Below are 21,504 nucleotides of genomic sequence, written 5' to 3' on the forward strand. Positions count from 1 at the left end.
CCATGGGCGCGTTTCTTTCCGCATTGCTCAAGAGTCGTTCGGGCCTGTTCGGCTTCGTGCTGCTGACCTTCTTCGTGCTGGTCGCAATCTTCGCGCCGATGCTGGGGCTGTCGAGCCCCATCCGCGGCGACCTGATGGCGCGGCTTGCTCCGCCCACCTGGACGGGGTTATTCAGCCCGGGTGCGCATCCGCTCGGAACCGACGAGGTCGGGCGCGATATCCTTTCACGGATCGTCCACGGCAGCCGCCTGACGCTGATGATCGCGGCGACCGCGGTGATCCTCGGCGGGGTCATCGGCACGTTCCTCGGGATCGCGGCGGGGTATTATCGCGGCGTCGTCGACCGCGTGCTGATGCGGCTGGTCGATATCCAGCTGGCGCTGCCGCTGATGCTGCTGGCGCTGCTGGTGGTGGCGGCGCTCGGGCCGTCGTTCAACAATCTCATCATCGTACTCGCCCTCACGAGCTGGATCCGCTACGCCCGCATCATCCGCGGGCAGGTGCTGGCATTGCGCGAGCGCGAATTCGTGCAGTCGGCCCATGCGATCGGCGCTTCGACGCTGCGCATCATGCTGCGGCACATCCTGCCCAACGTGCTGACCCCGGCGCTCGTCGTCGCCACGCTGGAGCTGGCACGCATCATCATCATGGACGCGGCGCTCTCGTTCCTGGGCCTTGGCGTGCAGCCGCCAAATCCGAGCTGGGGCCGCATGCTGGCCGATGGCCGCGTCTATATCTCCACCGCCTGGTGGATCGTCACCTTCCCCGGCCTCGCCATCCTCCTGACCGTGCTGTCGGTCAACCTGCTCGGCGACTGGCTGCGGGACTATTTCGACCCGAAATTGAGGACTTCCCGATGACCGCTTCCCGTGCCCTCCCCGACCGCGTGCGGCGCGTGCAGGCCGAAATGGCCGAGCGCGGGATCGACGCCACCCTGCTCTTCAAGCCGGAGAACAGCTTCCTGCTCACCGGGTTCAACCCGATCATCTATTCGCACCCCGTGGTCGCCATCGTGCCGCGGACGGGCGAGCCGATCATGCTGGTGCATGCCCTGCGCGACGATCATGGGCGGGCCAGCGCCTTCGTCAACGACATCCGCCTCTATGGCGCCTGGTCGGACAAGGTGACGATGGGGCCGAACTGGCTCGATGCGCTCGGGACGATCCTGGGTGAGCTCGGGGTTCGCGAGGGGACGCTGGCTGTCGAGGAAGATTTCATGCCGGTGGCGCGGCAACGGCAGATCGCAGGGCATTTGCCCTCGGCGACGTTCGTGGATGCCAGCCATTTCATCGACCATGTGCGGCTGATCAAGGATGCCGACCAGATCGCGATGGCGCGCATCGCGGCCAGGATCGCCGATGCGGGCATGGACGAGGCCGTGCGGCGGGTTGCGCTCGGCGTGAGCGAACGCGAGATTGCGCTCCAATCCATGCATGTGATGAACCAGCTCTGGTCGAGTGACTATCCCGATGTGGAAGTCGCCGATTTCGGCACGCTGGAAGGCGGGGCGCAGAACGGGCTCTGGACCTGGGCGCTGGCCGGCGATCGCATGTTCTTCAATTGCGATAATCCGACCCAGCGCCAGCCGCGGCGGGGCGAGGCCGTGAGCGTCTTCATCTGGACCAATGCCAACGGCATCCATGCCGAGAACGAGCGCACGATCGCGTTCGGACCGCTGCCCGATGCACATCGTCGGGCGCTCGATACCATCCTCGATATCCGCGAGACGCTGCGGCCGATGATGAAGCCGGGCACGCGCTATGCCGACCTTTTCCTGGCCACCAAGGCGGGGCTAGAGAAGGCGGGCTATGGCAAGAACATTCCGGGGCGGATCGGGCATGGGATCGGGCTGGGTGCGCATGAGCATTCCTCGCTCGACGCCAGGAGCGAGCTGGTGCTCGAGCCGGGCATGCTCTTCACGCTTGAACCGAACCTGCGCGTGCCGGGGACCGGCGCCACGCAGATTTCGGACACCATCCTCATCACCGAAGGCGGTTGCGAATACCTGACGCAGTCGCGCGGCGGCTATATCGAGGTCTAGCCGATGGCGCCGCTGCTCGAGATCAAGCACCTGACAGTCGAGTTCGCCACCAGCGCCGGCGTGCTGCACGCGGTCAACGACGTGTCCTATGCGCTCGAGGCCGGCGAAACGCTCGGCATCGTCGGTGAATCCGGCTCGGGCAAGTCTGTGCATGCGCTGGCCATGGTCGGGCTCATTCCCAGCCCGCCGGGCCGCGTGGTTTCGGGCGAAGTGTTGTTCGACGGCGTCGACCTGCTCAAGCTTCCCGAACGCGAATTGCGCGACCTGCGCGGACGCCAGATCGGCTTCGTCTTCCAGGACCCGATGACCAGCCTCAACCCCGTGCTGACGGTGGGCCGGCAAATCATGGAGCCGCTGCGGCGACACCTCAAGCTCTCGCACGCCGCTGCGCGCAACCGGGCCAAGGAATTGCTCGACCTCGTCGGCATCATCGACCCCGAAAAGCGGCTCGACGACTTTCCGCACGAATTTTCAGGCGGCATGCGCCAGCGCGTCATGATCGCCATCGGCATATCGTGCGAACCCAAGCTTCTCATCGCGGACGAGGCGACGACGGCGCTCGACGTGACGGTGCAGGCGCAGATTCTCGAACTGGTGCGCGATCTCAAGCGCAAGATCGGCACGACCGTCATCTGGATCACCCATGACATGGGCGTGGTGGCCGGTCTCGCCGATACGGTGCAGGTCATGTATGGCGGCCGCATCATGGAGCGCGGACCGGTGCGCGCGATCTTCAAGGATCCGCGCAGCGCCTATACGTGGGGGTTGCTGCGCTCGCTGCCGGGCAAGCTCACCGCCGCCGACCAGCGGCTCTACCAGATCCCGGGCAGCCCGCCCAACATGATCCACCCGCCTGCAGGCGATCCTTTTGCGCCGCGCAACCAGTTTGCCACCGAGCGCTGCCGCACCGAGGTGCCACCGCTCCGCCAGGTCGAAGGCGGAGTGCCGGGCCATGAGGTCGCGGCCTGGTATGACCTGCCGAGCGCGCTCAAGCAGCAAGGATTGAGCCAATGAGCGACGAGATTTTGCTGCGCGTCACGGATCTGGAAAAGACCTACGGCCACGAGCGCGGCCTGCTTTCGGGCAAGTCGCAGGCCGTACGCGCCGTCGACAAGGTCAGCTTCGACATCAAGCGGGGCGAGACGCTGGGACTGGTGGGAGAATCCGGCTCGGGCAAGAGCACGACCGGCCGCGTGTTGCTGCAGCTGGACAAACCCACGGGCGGGGAGATCGAGTTCGAGGGGAACAGGCTGACGGGCCTTTCCAAATCGGCGCTCAAGCCGTTCCGCAGGCAGATGCAGATCATCTTCCAGGACCCCTACGCCTCGCTCAATCCGCGCATGACGGTGGGCGATTTCGTCGAGGAGCCGCTGATCGTGCATCGCCTGATCCGCGGGCGCGCAGAGCGGAAGACGCGGGTGGCGGAACTGTTCGAGATGGTGGGGCTCGACCCCAGCTTCGCCAAACGCTATCCGCACGAATTCTCCGGCGGCCAGCGGCAGCGCGTCAACATTGCCCGCGCCATTGCGCTCGATCCGAGCTTCATCGTGGCGGACGAGCCGATCACGGCGCTCGACGTGTCGATCCAGGCGCAGATCGTGAACCTCTTCCAGGATCTGCAGCAGCGGCTGGGACTGACTTACCTCTTCATCGCGCATGACCTGTCGATGATCCGGTATCTCTGCCACCGGGTCGCGGTGATGCTGCGCGGCCGCATTGTCGAGATCGGGCCGACCGAGGCGATCTTTGCCAATCCGCAGCACGCCTATACGCGCGCGCTGCTCTCGGCGATCCCCGTGCCCGACCCCGATATCGAGAGTCAGCGGCATCCGATCCCCTTCGACTACGCCACACAGAATTCCCCGCCCGAGGCAACGCTGCGCCCGGTGGGACCCGAGCATTTCGTTTTGGCCTGACGGCCAGATGTCCAAAGGAGGGACAACCACATGAACAAGTTCTTGAAAGGCATACTGGTCGGTTCGACCATGCTTGCAGGCCTCGCGTTACCGCACCTGGCGCAGGCCGCGGACCTCACCATCGCGCTGTCCAACCCGGTGAACACGTTCGACCCGCACATGACGGCGTCGGTCGGTACGGATCTGTCGGTGCTCAGCCACATCTACCCGGCCCTGATCCTGCGTGGCCCCGACCTCAAGCTGCATGGCAGCCTCGCCAAGGAATGGTCGCTGGTGGACGACAATACCTGGCGCTTCACGCTCCAGGACGGCGCCAAGTTCTCCAATGGCGAGCCGCTCGACGCCGAAGCGGTCAAGTGGAACCTCGACCGCGTGCGTGATCCGGCGATCAAGGCGCGTATCGCGAGCTGGTTCACCCTGGTTTCGGAAGTGAACGTGATTTCGCCGTCCGAGCTGGAAGTGAAGACGTCGGCGCCCTACCCGGCTTTCGCCGACCAGCTCTCGATGTTCCTGCTGCTGCCCCCGAAATGGGCGGCAGAGCATAACCCGGTCAACGAGACGATGTCCGGCGGTCCCTACAAGGTGCGCACCATCGTGCCGGGCGAATCCGTGGTGCTCGACGCCAACCCGGATTATTTCGGCGACAAGGCCGAGTTCGACTCGGTGACCTTCCAGATCATCCCGGAGACGGGCAGCCGTATCGCGGCACTGCTCTCGGGCGATGTCGACATGATCAACGGCATTCCGGTGACGGAAATCGACCGGATCAAGCAGTCGGGCAACGCGACTGCCGGTGCGGTGGATTCGACGCGCTCGATGATGATCAAGTTCAACACCACCGTGCCGCCGTTCGACAACGTCAAGGTGCGCCAGGCGCTCAACTATGCGGTCGACAAGGAAGGCATTTCCAAGGCCCTGTTCAACGGCCTTGCCCAGCCTTCGCTCTGCCAGGTGCTGACGCCGAACTACTTTGGCTTCAATCCCGACCTCAAAGCCTATCCCTACGATCCGGACAAGGCGGCGCAGATGCTCGCCGAGGCCGGCGTCGACCTAAGCAAGCCGATCGAGTTCGACGTGCCGTCGGGCGTTTATCTCCAGGGCACGGAAGTGGCGCAGGTCGTGGCGTCCCAGCTCACGGACATTGGGCTTAACGTGAAGATCACCGAGCTCGAATTCTCGGTCTACATGAACAAGTACCTGCAATCGCACGAGCTCTCGCCGATTTCGCTGCTGGCCCAGGCCTGGCCGACGATCGACGCGGATGGCCTGCTCACGCTCTTCGCTCCGGGCAATAACTACGCCTATTGGGACAATGCCGATTTCGGCGCTGCGCTGGCCGAAGGCCGCGCCAGCACCGACCCGGCCGTGCGCCAGGCCGCCTACAAGAAGGCGACCGAAGTGATGTGCGACCAGGCTCCGGCCATCTTCCTCTACGCACAGCCGGCGACCTATGCCTATGCGAACGACATCACCTGGACGCCGCGCGGCGACGACTGGGTACGTGCCTTCGACATGCATCCGGCCAAGTAGGCTTTGACCCAGGGCGAGGCGGCTATTCCGCCTCGCCCAAGGAACGAACATGCACCTCTTCGCCAGCCACCTGGGTACATTCGAGGTAGAGCACGACGCAGCCGGCCAGCCGAGCCTGCGTCCGTTCCGGCTCGACCCCGATCCGTCGCCGGTAGGCATGGCCTATCTCGACCTGGCGCGGCATCCCTCACGCATCCTGTCGCCGATGGTGCGGCGGAGCTGGCTGGAGGCGCCGACCGATCCGGCGACACGACGGGGGCGCGGGTTCGACGACTATGTTGCGGTGGGCTGGGACCAGGCGGCCAGGCTGGTGGCAGATACGCTGGCGCGCACGCGGGACCGGCTGGGCAACGAGGGTGTCTTCGGCGGTTCTTATGGCTGGGCCAGCGCGGGGCGGTTTCACCATGCGCAGAGCCAGCTGAAGCGTTTCCTCAATCTCACGGGCGGTTTCACTTCGGCGGTCAACACCTATAGCTACGGCGCGGCCGGGGTGCTGCTGCCGCATGTGCTCGGGGCGGACTACAAGGATGCGTGCGATACGGCGCCATCGTGGAGCGATATCGCCGCTTCGTGCCGCCTGCTCGTGGGGTTCGGCGGGTTCCGCCTGAGCAATGCGCAGGTGGAGGCCGGAGGCACGGGTTCGCATCGCGCGGCTCCTGCGTTGCGGGACTATGTGAGCAATGGCGGGCGGATGGTGGTGTTTTCGCCCAGCGCCGCGGATGCGCCGGAGGGCGCCGAGCACCATTTCCTCAGGCCCAATACCGATACGGCGGTGATGCTCGGGCTTTGCCATACGCTGCTGGTGCGCGGACGGGCAGACCATGATTTCCTTGCGCGCTGCACGATGGGTTTCGAGCTGTTTGCGCGCTATCTGCTTGGGGAAGACGATGGCGCGCCGAAGTCTGCAGCCTGGGCGTCGGCGATTTCGGGGGTTCCGGAAGCCGTGATTACCGGGCTCGCGCTGGAGCTTGCCGACACGCCGAGCCTCATCAACCTGAGCTGGTCGCTGCAGCGGGCCCGGTTCGGCGAGCAGCCCTATTGGGCGGCGATCGCACTGGCTTCGATGGCGGGGTATGTCGGTGAGCGCGGTTGCGGCTTTGCCTTCGGACTCACGGCCGTCAATTCGGTGGGCCAGCCGGTGCGGCGCCTCAAGGGGCCGTCATTCGAGCAGGGGCGCAATCCGGTGGGGCACTATATTCCGGTGGCCCGGATCACCGAACTGCTCGAGGGTGAGCACCGGACCATCGCTTACAACGGCCGCATCCTGCCGTTACCGAAAATCGGGCTGGTCTGGTGGGCTGGCGGCAATCCGTTCCATCATCATCAGGATCTAGGCCGGCTGGCGCGCGCGTTCCGCAATCCGGAGACGGTCATCGTCACGGATTCGGTGTGGACGGCGACGGCGCGGCACGCCGATATCGTACTGCCCGCCGCCCTGCCCTTCGAGCGGAACGATATTGCCGCTTCTTCGCGCGACAATTGGCTGGTCTATTCGCGCCAGGTGCTGCCGCCGCCGGACAATGTGCTGACCGACCACGATGGCCTGAGGCGCATTGCGCGGGTCATGGGGCTTGAAGAGGATTTTTCCGAAGGTCGGTCGGAGGCCGAGTGGGTGGTGCATCTCTATGATGGCTATCGTGCGCGCTATCCCGAGCTACCCTCGGCGGAGACGTTCTTTGTCGAGGGCTATGCCGGGCTCGATATCGACGCCACCGCGCCAGCCCCGGCGGATCACTTCCGGGCCTTTGTGACCGATCCCGCCGCGCGACCGCTGCGCACGCGGTCCGGCCTTATCGAGCTGTTTTCGGAGACGGTTGCGGGTTTCGACTATGCCGATCATCCGGGGCACCCGAGCTGGATGCAGCCGGAGGAATGCCTGCTCTCCCCGCTGGCGACGAAGCACGGCTTTCATCTCCTGTCGCCCCAGCCGAGCACGCGGCTGCATAGCCAGTTGCATGGCGCGGGACCCAGCCAGAGTGCGAAGCGCGACGGGTTGGAGAGAGTCGAGATCAATCCGGGCGATGCCCGTGAGCTTGGGCTTGCGGAAGGCGATGTCGCGGAGATCTACAACGAGCGTGGCCGGATATGGGCCAGCGTGGCGCTGGCGCCGCACCTGATGGAGCGCGTGCTGGTGCTGCCGACGGGTGGATGGTTCGATCCGGTCGACGGGATCGATCGGGGCGGCAATCCCAATACGCTCACCGCCATCCGGCCAACCTCGACACTGGCGCAGGCGACGGCCCCCAATTCCTGTCTCGTATCCATCCGACGCGCCGATCCAAGGGAAACAGCATGAACGCAGACGTCCTCAATACCCTTGCCGGGCTGGCCCCGGAATCCGAGCTGGCGGCCATAAGGGCGCGGCGGCCCGAATTCGTCGATGGCGCGGAGAATTGCCGCGCGGCGGTGATCGAGCCCAAGGTCGATGTGGGCCTGGGTCTGCCGCTTCGGTCGGCGTTGGCGGCACGCATGGCGCGGCTCAACGGCGATGAGCGGCTGGCGGCGCATTATCGCGCCGGTATGCCGGGGGACGATGCGGAGCTTGCGCTCATTGCCGATGGTGGTTTCCCGCAGGGCGCGGATCGGCGGCTGCGCGCGATATTGCGCCATGTCGATTTCATCACCGTGGCGCCGCGGGCCTGCACGCGCAACGATACCGAGCGGCTTGTTACCGAGGGGCTGACAGTGCCCGAAGTGGTGGCGCTGGCCGAACTCATCGGCTTCCTCAATTTCGAGGTCCGCATCCTTGCCACTCTCGACCTGTTGAGGGATACGCCATGACCGAGATGAGCAACTTCAAGGTCAAGGCCCTGACCTGGCACCCCTACCTGCCGCCGGTGGAAATTGCCGATGCGACGCCCGAGCAATTAGCGGCGATGCAGATCACGCCTTCGAGCGGCAAGGTTTCGCCCTATGTGCGCACGCTGGCGCACGACCCCGACTCGTATGTGACGCGCACGCAGCTCTTCAACGACATCATGTATGTGAAGGGCGGGCTCGACCGCGCCGAGCGGGAGCTCGGAGCGCTCATTGCCTCGTGCATCAATGGCTGCGTCTATTGCGCGTCGGTTCACGCGCGGCGGTTCATCGAACTGACGGGCAATACCGAGACCGTGGAGCGCATCTATCGGTTCGGGCTGCACGAAACGGAAAGTCCGCGGGTGCGGGCGATCATCGATTTCTGTGAGGCGCTTTCAATCACCCCGCCCTCGGCCCGGCCCGAACATGTGACGGCGCTGCGGGAACAGGGACTGGACGACGCGGACATACTCGATCTGGCGCATTCGGCGGCCATATTCGGCTGGGCCAACCGGTTGATGCACACACTCGGGCACTCGCGCTGAGCGGCTAGAACACGAAATCGTAGGTCACGGAATTGGGCGCCCATTCGGGCGCCCTTGCGTTTGGGGCCAGGATGCCGCCGAGGCGTTCGGCGAGCTTGCGGGACGGCAGGTTCTCGCGATCGACCTGGGCGAGCAGCGACGGGAAGCCATAAGCGCGCGGCGCGTGGGCGAGGTAGGCCTGGCCGGCTTCGAAGGCGTAGCCGTGCTTTTCGTCGCCGCTATCCCAGATGGTCCAGCTCAGTTCGGGCGATGCGGCGTCATCGAGCTGCAGGGCACCAACATGGCCGATGGGACGGTCATTGGCCTTGAGGGCGAAGACGTAGCGGCCGAAGCCTCGCAGGTCCCAGTGCCCGATCATGCCGGCGAGTTTCTCGAAGGCGCGAACGCGATCGAACGGACCGCCGACGAAAACCGAGCGGTCGCTCTGGCAGTAGTGGACATAGCCACCAAGGTCTGAGGCCTTGGGGCGTCGGAGGATCAATCTGGCGGTTTCGAGCCTGTCCATGAGGGCTCTCCTGCTGCGGTAGCTGCGGGCGTTTTGAGAGCTTTCGGTGACAGGGTGATGTCGGCCCGAAGAATGAAATCCGCATCCTTGAGCAGCCTACCAACTGGTCTGCTTGGCAAGCAGCATACCTAGTTATGTCTTTGGACATGCATAGACATATCCACTTATGCCTTTTCTGGCCTTCGCAGAAATTTGTGCTCCCAAAAGGCCAATTACTTAACAAAACGTGACTTCGCGCCCTTGGGGGACCGGAACGGAGTTGTTAGGTCCGCGCCGTTCACCCCGCATTGAGGGGGTGGTGGGAGCGCGTCGGCAACCATCGGAGCCGCGCCCGTCACACCCACCAATCCAATACCGGTGAAGTTGCAGCCTCCAGCTTGCGTCTGGCGGCGCGTGTTTGTTTGGAGTGATTTTTTATGACGAAAATTATCGTTCTGGGCGGTGACGGATTCTGTGGCTGGCCGACCGCGCTTCAGCTTTCCAGCGAAGGTCATGATGTGCTTATCGTCGACAACCTGTCGCGTCGCCGCATCGACGGGGAACTGGGCGTGCAGAGCCTCACGCCGATCGCCGACATGCCCGAGCGCATCGCCGCCTGGGAACGCGTGACGGGCAAGACGCTCGGCTTCGCCAATATCGACATCGCCCATGACTATGACGCGCTGCGCGACCTGCTGGCCGCCGAGCGGCCGCAGACCGTGGTGCATTTCGCCGAGCAGCGCGCGGCGCCCTATTCCATGCGCGACGCCGGACACAAGCGCTACACGGTCGACAACAATATCAACGGCACGCACAACCTGCTGGCGGCGCTGGTCGAGCTCGACCTCGACACGCATCTCGTCCATCTCGGGACGATGGGCGTCTATGGCTATGACGGCGACGGGCTGGAACTGCCCGAGGGCTATCTCGACGTGACCGTGGCCGGGCCGGACGGCAAAACCTACCCGCGGTCGATCCTCTACCCGACACAGCCGGGCAGCGTCTATCACCTCACCAAGTCGCTCGACCAGCTGCTGTTCCAGTTCTATGCACGCAATGATGGCATGCGGATCACCGACCTGCACCAGGGCATCGTCTGGGGTACGCAGACCGAGCAGACCCGGCTCGACCCGGCGCTGATCAACCGCTTCGACTATGACGGCGACTACGGCACTGTGCTCAACCGCTTCCTGATGCAGGCGGTGGTCGGCCACCCGCTTACCGTGCATGGCACGGGCGGGCAGACGCGTGCCTTCATCAATATCCAGGACACCGTGCGCTGCGTGTCGCTGGCCGTGGCCAACCCGCCGGCGCGGGGCGACCGCGTGCGTATTCTCAACCAGGTGGCGGAAACGCACCAGGTGCGTGGGCTCGCCGAACTCGTGGCCGAAGTCACCGGGGCGGAGGTCGCCTTCGTCGACAATCCGCGCAAGGAAGCCGTCGAGAACACGCTGAGCGTTTCGAATGCAACGTTCCGTTCGCTGGGCCTTGAGCCGATCCTGCTGCGCGATGCGCTGCTGGCGGAAACGCTCGAGATCGTCGACCGCTACAAGGACCGCTACGACGCCGAGGCAATCCCGGCCAAGTCGCTCTGGACGAAGAACACCCGTCCGGGCGTGGTCAAGAAGAAGATTGCGGACGCTGCGTGATGCGTGACCTTCTGCGCCTCGCCCTGGTTGCGATCCTGGCATTCGCGGTCGTCGGCACCGCCATGGTCTATTCGCGTGGCGGAGACCTTGGTGAAAGTGTCGTCGCCCTTGCGGACCAGGCGCGCACGGCAGTTACCAACGTCGCCGGCGGGAACAACCCGCCGGTGGACGCGACCGTGACCGGAAGCACCGATGTGGCGGCTACCGAGCTCAAGGTGCTGCGGCCGCTGCAGCGGAGCTGGATCGGGCTGGCCGGTTTCCCGGACGAGACGCAGATCCGCTTCGCAGTGCCTCCGGGCGTGAGCTTCACGAGCGGCGAACTCAACCTCGCCTTCCAGTCCGAACTTGCCGAGCATGGCGACGGCCGGATGACGATCGCAGTCAATGGCCGCGACCGTGAGCAGGTGGTGCTCAACAGCGGCAAGGCGAGCCACGCGGTGAAGATCGCGCTCGACGCTTCCGACCTCCTGGGCGAGGAAGTGAACGTGACGCTGATCGGCCGCGGCAATACCAATTCCGGGCAGATTTGCCCAACGGATGCCGCCAATTCCGGCAGCGCGGTGACGCTGCTGGCCGAGAGCGCGCTGAGCCTTGTGACCTATGACAAGATCGACGATCCCGAGACGGCGCTGATCGCGGCATCGGGGCCGATGAACCTTGTACCGGGGCTGTCGACCGCGGATGCGGCGGCGGCGCTCTGGGCGGACCAGCAGCTGGCGCGCGCGGGCATTGCCTCCACCCTCGACAGCGCCGACCAGATGGGGACACGCGTGCTCGTGGCCAATGTCGGAGCGGCGCCGGTGTCGCGGCTGAGCGATACGAGCTTCCAGCTTGCCGGGCAGCCTGGCGTCGAGCGCCTCATCGCGCTGCGCGCAGCGGAGCGGCAGGCGCCGGCTTTGGCAACGCATTGGCCGGTGGATGCGGCGACGCTGGGCAGCGAAACCATCGTCAAGAATTTCCGCGGCTCCAAGCGCTGGACGATCGACTACAAGCTGGCCGACCTGCCGGGCGGGCTGATGCCGGGCCGACTCAACCTCGCCATCAAGATGAGCGAATTGGCAGAGAACCGCGACTGGGTGCTGCGCATCACGCTCAACAATAACCTGCTCGACAGCCGCCGCATCGACGGCAAGGCCAAGAGCATAGACCTGCCCATCGACCTGCCGGCCGATCAGCAGGGACTGGCCAATCGCATCCAGATCGAACTGGTCGACACCTCGCCCAACGAGAGCATCTGCCGGGCTGGCCCGGACGCGCAGGCGCAGTTGCTGCCGACGACGACGCTCACGCCCGGCGTGCAGCCGAGCGAGGGTTGGGGGCCGATGGTCCGCGAACTCGCCAACGCGGCTGCGGTGGGACTGGTGGTGGAAGGCAAGCTCAACGCGGCCGAATCCAGCCGCGCCTCGGCGATGCTGGCGCAGTTCCTGCCGGCAGCGGCGCGGATGGCGTTCGGCGACGACAAGGCGGCGGTGAGCCTGACTGTGGTGACCGAGAGCACGCTTACCGATGCGTTGCGCAAGGTTTCGCTGCTGACGCCGGATAGCGCGGCCAAGGCCGGCGCGGGTAAGCTGCTGATCCTTTCGGCGCAAGCGGGGAGCTTCGATCCGATTGCGATCCACGATCTCGACCGGACGGACCTCAGCAGCCTCATTGCAGGCATGAAGCGCAGCGATGTCGCTTTCCTCGTCCAGCGGCACTAACGAGGCAATTACGGGCGCGCCCACCGGCCACCAGTTCTGGTCGGTGGACAGTGCGCCCGCGCGCCTGACGCGTCCCCTGCCCTTGTGGGGGGCGCCCGTCGTACTGGCGGTGTTCCTCGCCATGAGCACGGCGCTGCTGTTTGCGGTCAACCGGGTGCCGGCACTGGTCGAAGCGTTTCCCAACCGGGATTTCGTGTTCTCGCCCTATATCGGCACGCATTCGATCCCGCTGCGGATTTTCATCGTCTCGTTCTATGTGGCGTTCTCGACGATGTTCGGCTCGACGCTCTGGGGCAAGATCCGGTTCTTCCTTGAGCTGATGCTCTATTACGTGCTGGTGGTTGGGGCGCTCGATGCCATCAACATCATCGGGTTCCGGCTGACCGGCTTCGTCTATTCGCTGCACGTGATCGAGATCCTCTCGGGCCTCATCGGCTTCTTCGTGTTCTCGGCGAAACTGCTCGACCACGGCAGCATGCCGGCTCGGGCGGAGGCGCCGTTCAGCCGGCGGTTCAAGCTGGTGTCGCTGGTGCGGCTGACCGTGGCGGTGATCGTTTCGATCGCGGTGGCCGTCGGTGTCGACAGGCTGGAGCTGCCGCTGGTGTTCGACCTGCGCAACGTGGCGCTGCTCGGCGGCACGGGGCCGGGCGTGTTCCTGTTCCTGCCGGCGCTGTTCTTCGTGCTTTATGTCGATGGCACGCTGCAATCGCTGCTCCGCCGGAAGAGTGCCTTTGCGCCACCGGTGACGGTGATCGTGCCGGCGCACAACGAGGAGCATGTGATTGCCCGGACCATTGCGGCCATCGATGCTTCGGCGGCGCAGTATGATGGCGAGCTCACGGTCACCATCCTCAACAATGCCTCGACGGACGGCACGATTGCAGCGGCCGAAGCAGCGATCGCGGCGGCCAGCCATCTCACGGGCCGGGTGCTCGACGTGCCGACGCCGGGCAAGGCCATCGCGCTCAATCGCGGCATCGCGGAGACCGGGACCGAGTTCGTGATCCGCATCGATGCCGATACGCAGGTGCAGCCGCAGACCATCGCGCTGGCGATGCGGCATTTTTCGCGAGCCGATGTCGGCGTGGTCGGGGGCATGCCTATCGCGCCGGGCGACGGGCCGTTCGACCGGGCGCGCACGCTCGAAGTGCTGCTCAAGCACGGCTATTACCAGGTGGCCTATGGGGCGTTCGACGGGACCATCGGCGTGCCGGGCATGTTCGCGGCCTATCGCACGGCGCTGGTGCGCGATGTTGGCGGGTTCGTGCAGGGCATGAACGGCGAGGACACCGATGTGTCCCTGCGCATCGGAGAGCTGGGCAATCGCGTGGTTTCGGACCCGTCGGTGGTCTATGTCTCGGAAGTGCCCAAGACCTATAAACACCTGCGCGAGCAGCGCATGCGCTGGTTCCGCTCGGTCTATCACGTGTCGGCGCGCAACCGGACGTATCTCGACAGCTGGGAGCTTTCGGTGCGCGGTAAGGTGGTGCTGCCGTTCATGCTGCTCAATTCGGCTCGGCGGGCGATGACGGTGCCGCTGGCCATGTTCGGGGCATTGCACCTGCTGCTGGCGTTCGATCCGACAGGCACGCTCACCGGGCAGGCCGTGCTCGCGGTGATGCTGGGCGCTCCTGCCCTGATGGGCGCGTTCGCGGCCTTGGCCAATGGCCGGGTCGGCGCGCTGATCGGGCTGCCGGAATATGTCGTGTTTCGCCTGCTGCGCTCCTACCTGACGCTCGAATCCGTGCTGAGCATCGCGGCGGCGCCACCGCGCAAGAGCGATCGATAAAATGCAATCAAATCGGGTAGCGGCGGGTTTGCCCACGCCCGCTAGGCTCCATCTGTCCGCCAGCGACCAATTGTGGTTTGCTCGCGGAGGGGTGAGGTCTCATGCGCTATCCGCTCTGGGCGTTTCTCTTCGTGTTCATGCTGCCGCCATTCGCAGCGCATGCGCTGCTGAGCGGAAATGCGACGCTGGACGGCGTGCGCGTCAACCATAGCCCGGTCATCGCGCAGTTCCTGCGCTAAGGGTTCCCTTCCCGAAAAACCGTTTGCCGATCAGGGCCGAACTTCGGCAGGGCTTGCTTGCCTCGCCTTCGGCAATCATATAAAGAAATCTTTATATCCCTGTTCGCGCCCGCCCGAAGCGGCGGCCAAGCGGTAGTTTGCCATGACTTCTCATTCCGATCCCCAAGCCGATTCCCATCTTTCCGACGGGAAGGAAATCCTCGCTGCCCTCAAGCAGGCGGCGTCAGAACGCATCCTGATCCTGGATGGCGCCATGGGGACGATGATCCAGGGGCTCAAGCTCGACGAGGAAGGCTATCGCGGCGAGCGCTTCAAGGACTGGCACAAGGACGTGCGGGGCAATAACGACCTGCTCAACCTCACCCTGCCCGACGCGATCCGCGACATTCACCTGCAGTATTTCCTGGCAGGCGCCGACATCGTCGAGAGCAATACGTTTTCGTGCACGTCGATCGTCATGGCCGACTACGACATGCAGGAGTTCGCCTATGAGCTGAACGTCGAGGGCGCACGGCTGGCGCGCGAGGCGGCGAAGATCGCCGAGGAGCGCGATGGCCGCCGCCGGTTCGTGGCCGGCGCGCTCGGGCCGACGAACAAGACTGCCTCCATGTCCACGGACGTCAACAATCCGGGCCATCGCGGCATCACGTTCGACGCGATCGTGGCGGCCTATGGCGAGGCGATCAACGGCCTTATCGATGGTGGCGCCGACCTGCTGCTTTTCGAGACCATCACCGATACGCTCAATACCAAGGCCGGCATCTTCGCGGCGCAGCGCATCTTCGAGGAGCGCGGCATCACGCGCCCGATCATGATCTCGGGCACGATCACTGACCTTTCCGGGCGTACGCTTTCCGGCCAGACGCCTACGGCGTTCTGGTATTCGGTGCGGCACGCCAATCCCTTCACGATCGGCCTCAACTGTGCGCTAGGCGCCAATGCCATGCGGGCGCACGTCGCCGAGCTTTCGGACGTGGCCGACACCTTCATCTGCGCCTATCCCAATGCGGGCCTGCCCAACGAGTTCGGTGGCTATGACGAAGGCCCCGAATTCATGGCGCGGCAGATCGAGACGTTTGCGCGCGATGGACTGGTCAACATCATCGGCGGCTGCTGCGGCACGACGCCGGACCATATCCGCGCCTTTGCCGAGGTCGTGGCGAAGTATCCGCCGCGCAAGGTGCCGGTGGTCGAGCGGCAGCTCAAGCTTGCCGGCCTCGAGCCCTTCACGCTCACCAAGGAAATTCCGTTCGTCAACGTGGGCGAGCGCACCAACGTCACCGGCTCTGCCCGCTTCCGTAAGCTCATCACGGCCGGCGACTATGCCGCCGCGCTCGAAGTTGCGCGCGACCAGGTCGCCAACGGGGCGCAGGTGATCGACATCAACATGGACGAAGGCCTCATCGATTCCGAAAAGGTGATGGTCGAGTTCCTCAACCTGCTCGCGGCGGAACCGGACATCGCCCGCGTGCCGCTGATGATCGACTCCTCCAAGTTTTCGGTGATCGAGGCCGGCCTCAAGTGCGTGCAGGGTAAGGCCCTGGTCAACTCGATCTCGATGAAGGAAGGCGTGGAGTCGTTCATTGAACACGCCAAGCTCGTGCGTGCCTATGGCGCGGCGGTGGTGGTGATGGCGTTCGACGAGGACGGCCAGGCCGATACCTATGAGCGCAAGGTCGAAATCTGTACGCGGGCCTACAAGATCCTCACCGAGGAAGTCGGCTTCCCGCCCGAAGACATCGTGTTCGACCCCAATATCTTTGCGGTGGCGACGGGTATTGCCGAGCATAACGGCTATGGCGCCGCCTTCATCGAGGCGACGCGCACCATTCGCGAGACCCTGCCCTATGCCCATATTTCGGGCGGCGTCTCGAACCTGTCGTTCTCATTCCGCGGCAATGAGCCGGTGCGCGAGGCGATGCATGCCGTGTTCCTCTACTATGCCATCCAGGCCGGCATGGACATGGGCATCGTCAACGCGGGTCAGCTGGTGGTCTATGAATCCGTCGACGCGGAACTGCGCGATGCGATCGAGGACGTGATCTTCAACCGTCGCGAGGATGCGACCGACCGCCTGCTCGAACTGGCCGAACGCTTCCGCGGCGGCGGCAAGAGCGAAGGCAGCCAGAAGGACATGACCTGGCGGCAAAAGCCGGTGCAGGAGCGTATCTCGCACGCGCTGGTCAATGGCATTACCGAGTTCATCGATGCCGACACCGAAGAGGCTCGCCTGGCGGCAGCCCGGCCGCTCGACGTGATCGAGGGCCCGCTGATGAGCGGGATGAATGTGGTGGGCGACCTCTTCGGCTCGGGCAAGATGTTCCTGCCGCAGGTGGTGAAGTCGGCCCGCGTGATGAAGCAGGCCGTGGCCCATCTCCTGCCCTACATGGAGGCTGAAAAGCTCGCCAATGGCGGCGAAGGCGGCCGCCGCAGCGCCGGCAAGATCCTGATGGCGACCGTCAAGGGCGACGTGCACGATATCGGCAAGAACATCGTGGGCGTCGTGCTCTCGTGCAACAATTACGAGATCATCGATCTGGGCGTCATGGTGCCGACGGCCAAGATCCTCGAGACCGCTCGCGCCGAGAATGTGGACGTGATCGGGCTTTCCGGGCTCATCACGCCGTCGCTCGACGAGATGGTGCACGTCGCGGCCGAAATGGAGCGCGAAGGGTTCGACATTCCGCTGCTGATCGGCGGTGCGACGACGAGCCGGGTGCACACGGCAGTCAAGATCAGCCCGCGCTACGAGCGTGGCCAGACGGTCTATGTCAACGATGCGAGCCGTGCCGTCGGCGTGGTTTCGAGCCTGCTCTCGCCGGAGCAGCGGGGTGACTATGTCACTCAGGTGCGCGAGGAATACGTCAAGGTTGCCGCACGTCATGCGCAGAGCGAGGCCGAAAAGCAGCGCCTGCCGCTGGCAAAGGCGCGTGAAAACGCGTTCCGCCCCGATTGGGCCGGCTATACGCCGCCCAAGCCGAGCTTCCTGGGCACCAGGGTTTTCGAGACCTACGACCTCAACGAGCTGGCCAAGTACATCGACTGGACGCCGTTCTTCCAGACCTGGGAGCTCAAGGGCCGCTTCCCGGCGATCCTGGAGGACCCCGATCAGGGCGCGGCCGCGCGGCAATTGTGGGACGACGCACAGGCCATGCTCAAGGAGGTGCTGCAGAAGAACTGGTTCCGGCCCAAGGCCGTTATCGGCTTCTGGCCGGCCAATGCGGTGGGCGACGACATTCGCCTCTTCACCGACGAGAGCCGCAAGCAGGAGCTGGCGACGTTCTACACGCTGCGCCAGCAGCTCACCAAACGCGATGGCCGCCCGAACATGGCGCTCTCCGACTTCGTGGCGCCGCTCGATAGCGGCAAGCCCGATTATGTCGGCGGGTTCGTGGTGACGGCGGGGCTCGAGGAAAACGCGATCGCCGAACGCTTCGAGCGGAACAACGACGATTATTCCTCGATCCTGGTGAAGGCGCTGGCCGACCGCTTCGCCGAGGCCTTTGCCGAGGCGTTGCATGAGCGCGTGCGCAAGGAATTCTGGGGCTATGCGCCCCATGAGAATTTCTCGGGCGAGGAACTGGTACACGAGCCCTATGACGGCATCCGCCCGGCGCCGGGCTATCCGGCCCAGCCTGACCACACGGAGAAGACGACGCTCTTCAACCTGCTCAATGCCAAGCAGCGCATCGGCGTGACGCTGACGGAGAGCTATGCGATGTGGCCCGGCTCGTCGGTCTCGGGCATCTACATGTCGCATCCGGAAAGCTATTACTTCGGCGTGGCCAAGGTGGAGCGTGACCAGGTCGAGGATTATTCCAATCGCAAGGGCATGGCGATCCGCGAGGTCGAGCGGTGGCTCGGCCCGGTCCTCAACTACACGCCCAAGTCCGAGTAGCGATGACCAGCGCACCCTTCGAGCGGCGGGCCCAATCCATCCCGGTGACCATCGTTGCCGGAGGGGATGAGGCCCTGCCCTCGATTCCCGGGGCGACGGTGCTCCGGGTCGAGCGGCCGCTGCACCAGCATGAGGCTGGGGCCGAGTGCGTGGCCTGCGCCGCGCGGAGCGATGTGCGGGTGTTGCTGTTCGATCTGCTGGAGCGATCGCGGCGTGGAATGGTGCTGCCGTTTTCAGCGGTCATCATCGATGCGCGCGGCGTGGATGATGGCGAAGCCATTGCAGAGCGGTTGCTTCCCGGGAAGCAGCCGGCATCCGGGCTGCGAGACCATACGGTGCTGCGCAGCTTTCATCTGGCCTAGGGTCCGTACTCAATAAGTTCCGGCGCCCCAGAGCGCTTATCTCCCCATCCGACAGAGTCCAACGGAAGTCGCTGCCGCGCCACAACCACCGAACTTCCCCGGCCGCAGAGCCGGGGCCTACGGATTCCTCCACTCGAGTGGAGGGTGGCAATGGGCCCCGGATCAAGTCCGGGGAAGTCCGGTGGGTGGGGCGGCCATCGCAACCTCATCTACCGGTACAATTGCGTACGGACCCTAGAACTTCCAGCGCAGACCGACGGTCGTGGCATTGGCGCCGTCGCGCATGTTGCCGAGCGTGTTCCAGGCGCCGGAGCGGTGCTGGAGGCGCCAGAAAACTTCGAGATTTGGATTGTCCGTCCAGGACACGTTGACTTCGGGCGCCATGTAGAAGAGCAGCGCCGGATCGCCGCCGCCGACTTCCTGGGCATGGACGGCTTCAATACCCACCATGCCGCTTTCAGCGGAAACGCCGAGGGTCAGCGCGGGAGAAATCCGGACAGGCCCGAGCACGATGCCATCGAAGCGGGCGACGGCGCCGGCCCACATTTCGGCTGAGGTCGAGTCGCCGAGGCGAGCGGCAAGGCCGACTTCGAGGCCAAGGCGCCAATAATGCCAGGAACCGGGAAGGAAGCGCTGGTAGCCAGCGCCGACGATGTAATTGTTCTCGTAGGCCGGCTTGAACGGGTTGATGCCGTTCTCGATGTATTCGCTGTAGTAACGGCCGCCGAAGACGAAAAGCGTCTGCAGGCTCGCGGAATCGGTGTCGTGAATCGACTGCGCGAAGCCGGGTCCGGCCGCCGCCACACTGCCTGCCAGCGCCAGGAGCAAGGCTCCTGCCGTCTTCAACCTGCAATCCATGCACCACTCCATCAAAGCAGTGGATGTGCCGCCCGAGCCCATACGGAACAGCCAAGGCCCCGGAATCGAAGCCATATATGCGGGACGGAAGCCCACTTCCTAGTTACTAGAATTTCCAGCGGACGCCAAACGAACTTGCGTTGGCGCCGTCGGCCATGTTGCCCAGTGTACCCCACGCGCCCGAGCGATGATGTATCCGCCAGAACACTTCGGTCTCGGGATGATCGACCCAGGACACGTTGAGCTCGGGGCCGATGTAAAACAGCAACGTCGAATCGCCGCCGCCGCGATTGCCGGCCTCGATACCGACCGGAGCGGTTTCGGCGGTGAGGCCGAAGGTGACGGAGGGCGCGATGCGGACGGTGTCGCCCAGGACGAGCCCATCGAAGCGCGCCACGATGCCGGCCCAGGCTTCGCCCGAGAACGAATCGCCCATGCGCAGAGCTGCGCCGGCTTCGCCGCCGATGCGCAGGCCGGTGGGGTGATTGAGCCAGAATTGCTGATAGCCGCCGCCGAGAACGAAGTTGTTCTCGTAGGTGACGGCCCAGGGCTGCATGCCGGTGAAGAAGGTTTCCTCGTAATAGCGCCCGCCAAAGACAAAGATAGCCTGGTCATCCAGTGGGTTGATCGACCCAACGGAGTTACCGGCGACGGCCGGAACGGTCAGCAATGCAAGAAAACCGGCACTAACGGCCGCAAGAAGTCTGGAAATCAAATCAACTCTCAAAAGCAAAGAGCCCGAATGCTTAATCGCCTATCACTCAATGGTTCTCAACCCCTGAATCTCAGGCGGTGAGGTCCTTTGGCGGTAAAAGATGATTGATAAGTGACGCGGTCGTGACGGTGTTGGCCAAAAGGCACGCAATGGTCATCGGGCCGACGCCGCCCGGCACCGGGGTAATGGCTCCAGCGACCTCCTTGGCGGCAGCAAAATCGACGTCGCCCACGAGGCGAGTCTTGCCCTCACCCTTGTCCGGCGCGGGCACGCGATTGATGCCGACGTCGATGACGGTGGCGCCGGGCTTGAGCCACTCGGCCTTGATCATTTTCGGGCGACCGACGGCGGCGACGACGATATCGGCCTGTGCGAGGACTGCAGGCAGGTCCCTGGTGCGCGAATGTGCGACGGTTACGGTGCAGTTCTCGTGCAGGAGCAATTGTGCCATGGGCTTGCCCACGAGGTTGGAGCGCCCGACGATCACGGCATTGAGGCCCGAGAGCGAGCCGAGCGTATCGCGCAGCAGCATGAGGCAGCCCAGGGGCGTGCAGGAGCGCGGGCCAGGCAGGCCGATAACGGCGCGGCCGACGCTATCGGGCGTGAAGCAATCGACATCCTTGGCGGGCGAGATGGTTTCGATGACCTTGAGCGGGTCGATCTGGGGCGGCAGCGGGTTCTGGACGAGGATGCCATGCACGTCGTCGCGCTCGTTGAGCGACCTGACGAGGGCGAGGACTTCGGCCTCGGGCGTATCCTCGGGCAGTTCGAACTTGAAGGAGGCCATGCCGACCTCGGCGGTCTGGCGGGCCTTGTTGGTCACGTAGACCTGGCTGGCGGGGTCGTTGCCGACGATGACGACGGCGAGCCCGGGCGTGATGCCGTGGTCGCGCTTGAGTCGCGACACATGCTCGGCCACGCGCGCGCGCAGACCCTCGGCAAAGGCCTTCCCGTCTATGAGTTTTGCCGTCATCGCATC

The 21,504-nt window shown here is 64.7% G+C and carries 18 protein-coding genes; 14 read left to right on the plus strand and 4 right to left on the minus strand.

Annotated features, from left to right (window positions below):
• The first annotated feature begins 2 nt into the window (after positions 1 to 2).
• From JNE37_RS19770 to JNE37_RS19805, 8 genes are read left to right on the plus strand one after another with little or no spacing between them, the layout of a single operon-like run.
• Positions 3 to 860 (plus strand): ABC transporter permease, encoded by an 858-nt coding sequence (locus JNE37_RS19770; protein ID WP_035038671.1) that lies wholly within the window; start codon positions 3 to 5, stop codon positions 858 to 860.
• The gene (locus JNE37_RS19775) at positions 857 to 2,041 is read left to right on the plus strand and encodes a M24 family metallopeptidase (RefSeq protein WP_203064531.1); all 1,185 of its coding nucleotides are present in this window, start codon (positions 857 to 859) and stop codon (positions 2,039 to 2,041) included. Before JNE37_RS19770 ends, JNE37_RS19775 begins: the two co-directional genes overlap by 4 nt.
• A 3-nt stretch (positions 2,042 to 2,044) precedes the next feature.
• Entirely contained in the window at positions 2,045 to 3,055 is a 1,011-nt protein-coding gene (locus JNE37_RS19780; protein WP_035038667.1) for an ABC transporter ATP-binding protein, read from the plus strand.
• Positions 3,052 to 3,957 carry an ABC transporter ATP-binding protein gene (locus JNE37_RS19785; protein ID WP_203064532.1) on the plus strand — a complete coding sequence of 302 codons (906 nt, stop codon included), beginning with the start codon at positions 3,052 to 3,054 and terminating at the stop codon, positions 3,955 to 3,957. The genes JNE37_RS19780 and JNE37_RS19785 overlap by 4 nt, the downstream gene beginning before the upstream one ends.
• Before the next feature lie 30 nt (positions 3,958 to 3,987).
• Positions 3,988 to 5,487: an ABC transporter substrate-binding protein gene (locus JNE37_RS19790; RefSeq protein ID WP_203064533.1), complete on the plus strand. Its 1,500-nt coding sequence runs from the start codon at positions 3,988 to 3,990 to the stop codon at positions 5,485 to 5,487.
• A gap of 49 nt (positions 5,488 to 5,536) precedes the next feature.
• Positions 5,537 to 7,783, plus strand: a complete 2,247-nt coding sequence (locus JNE37_RS19795) for a molybdopterin-dependent oxidoreductase (protein WP_203064534.1) — start codon at positions 5,537 to 5,539, stop codon at positions 7,781 to 7,783.
• Positions 7,780 to 8,268 (plus strand): CMD domain-containing protein, encoded by a 489-nt coding sequence (locus tag JNE37_RS19800; RefSeq protein WP_203064535.1) that lies wholly within the window; start codon positions 7,780 to 7,782, stop codon positions 8,266 to 8,268. The genes JNE37_RS19795 and JNE37_RS19800 overlap by 4 nt, the downstream gene beginning before the upstream one ends.
• Positions 8,265 to 8,831, plus strand: a complete 567-nt coding sequence (locus JNE37_RS19805; RefSeq protein WP_203064536.1) for a peroxidase-related enzyme — start codon at positions 8,265 to 8,267, stop codon at positions 8,829 to 8,831. Before JNE37_RS19800 ends, JNE37_RS19805 begins: the two co-directional genes overlap by 4 nt.
• A 4-nt stretch (positions 8,832 to 8,835) precedes the next feature.
• Here the strand turns inward: JNE37_RS19805 and JNE37_RS19810 are convergent, their stop codons facing one another.
• Positions 8,836 to 9,336 (minus strand): GNAT family N-acetyltransferase, encoded by a 501-nt coding sequence (locus JNE37_RS19810; protein WP_203064537.1) that lies wholly within the window; start codon positions 9,334 to 9,336, stop codon positions 8,836 to 8,838.
• 416 nt (positions 9,337 to 9,752) lie between these two features.
• Between JNE37_RS19810 and JNE37_RS19815 the strand changes: the two genes are divergently transcribed.
• The 6 genes from JNE37_RS19815 (at position 9,753) to JNE37_RS19840 (ending at position 18,952) form a co-directional block, all read left to right on the plus strand.
• Positions 9,753 to 10,964 (plus strand): NAD-dependent epimerase/dehydratase family protein, encoded by a 1,212-nt coding sequence (locus tag JNE37_RS19815; protein WP_203064538.1) that lies wholly within the window; start codon positions 9,753 to 9,755, stop codon positions 10,962 to 10,964.
• Positions 10,964 to 12,664 carry a hypothetical protein gene (locus JNE37_RS19820; protein WP_203064539.1) on the plus strand — a complete coding sequence of 567 codons (1,701 nt, stop codon included), beginning with the start codon at positions 10,964 to 10,966 and terminating at the stop codon, positions 12,662 to 12,664. The genes JNE37_RS19815 and JNE37_RS19820 overlap by 1 nt, the downstream gene beginning before the upstream one ends.
• On the plus strand, positions 12,636 to 14,453 hold the full coding sequence (locus JNE37_RS19825) for a glycosyltransferase family 2 protein (protein WP_203064540.1): 1,818 nt from the start codon (positions 12,636 to 12,638) through the stop codon (positions 14,451 to 14,453). Before JNE37_RS19820 ends, JNE37_RS19825 begins: the two co-directional genes overlap by 29 nt.
• 101 nt (positions 14,454 to 14,554) lie before the next feature.
• Positions 14,555 to 14,692, plus strand: coding sequence for a hypothetical protein (locus tag JNE37_RS19830; RefSeq protein WP_182397259.1), 138 nt, complete (start codon positions 14,555 to 14,557; stop codon positions 14,690 to 14,692).
• Between the two features lie 142 nt (positions 14,693 to 14,834).
• Positions 14,835 to 18,590: a methionine synthase gene (gene metH / locus JNE37_RS19835; RefSeq protein WP_203064541.1), complete on the plus strand. Its 3,756-nt coding sequence runs from the start codon at positions 14,835 to 14,837 to the stop codon at positions 18,588 to 18,590.
• Positions 18,591 to 18,592: 2 nt separating this feature from the next.
• Positions 18,593 to 18,952: a hypothetical protein gene (locus JNE37_RS19840; RefSeq protein ID WP_203064542.1), complete on the plus strand. Its 360-nt coding sequence runs from the start codon at positions 18,593 to 18,595 to the stop codon at positions 18,950 to 18,952.
• Positions 18,953 to 19,186: 234 nt separating this feature from the next.
• On the opposite strand, the gene JNE37_RS19845 is transcribed toward JNE37_RS19840, so the two are convergent.
• The 3 genes from JNE37_RS19845 to folD form a co-directional block, all read right to left on the minus strand.
• The gene (locus JNE37_RS19845) at positions 19,187 to 19,810 is read right to left on the minus strand and encodes a hypothetical protein (RefSeq protein ID WP_203064543.1); all 624 of its coding nucleotides are present in this window, start codon (positions 19,808 to 19,810) and stop codon (positions 19,187 to 19,189) included.
• 106 nt (positions 19,811 to 19,916) lie between these two features.
• A complete protein-coding gene (locus JNE37_RS19850; RefSeq protein ID WP_152571973.1) occupies positions 19,917 to 20,525 on the minus strand; it encodes a hypothetical protein in 609 nt (202 codons plus the stop codon).
• A gap of 70 nt (positions 20,526 to 20,595) precedes the next feature.
• Entirely contained in the window at positions 20,596 to 21,498 is a 903-nt protein-coding gene (gene folD, locus JNE37_RS19855) for a bifunctional methylenetetrahydrofolate dehydrogenase/methenyltetrahydrofolate cyclohydrolase FolD (RefSeq protein WP_203064544.1), read from the minus strand.
• Positions 21,499 to 21,504 lie beyond the last annotated feature (6 nt).

The sequence above is a fragment of the Paradevosia shaoguanensis genome, from assembly GCF_016801025.1.
Lineage (GTDB): Bacteria > Pseudomonadota > Alphaproteobacteria > Rhizobiales > Devosiaceae > Paradevosia > Paradevosia shaoguanensis.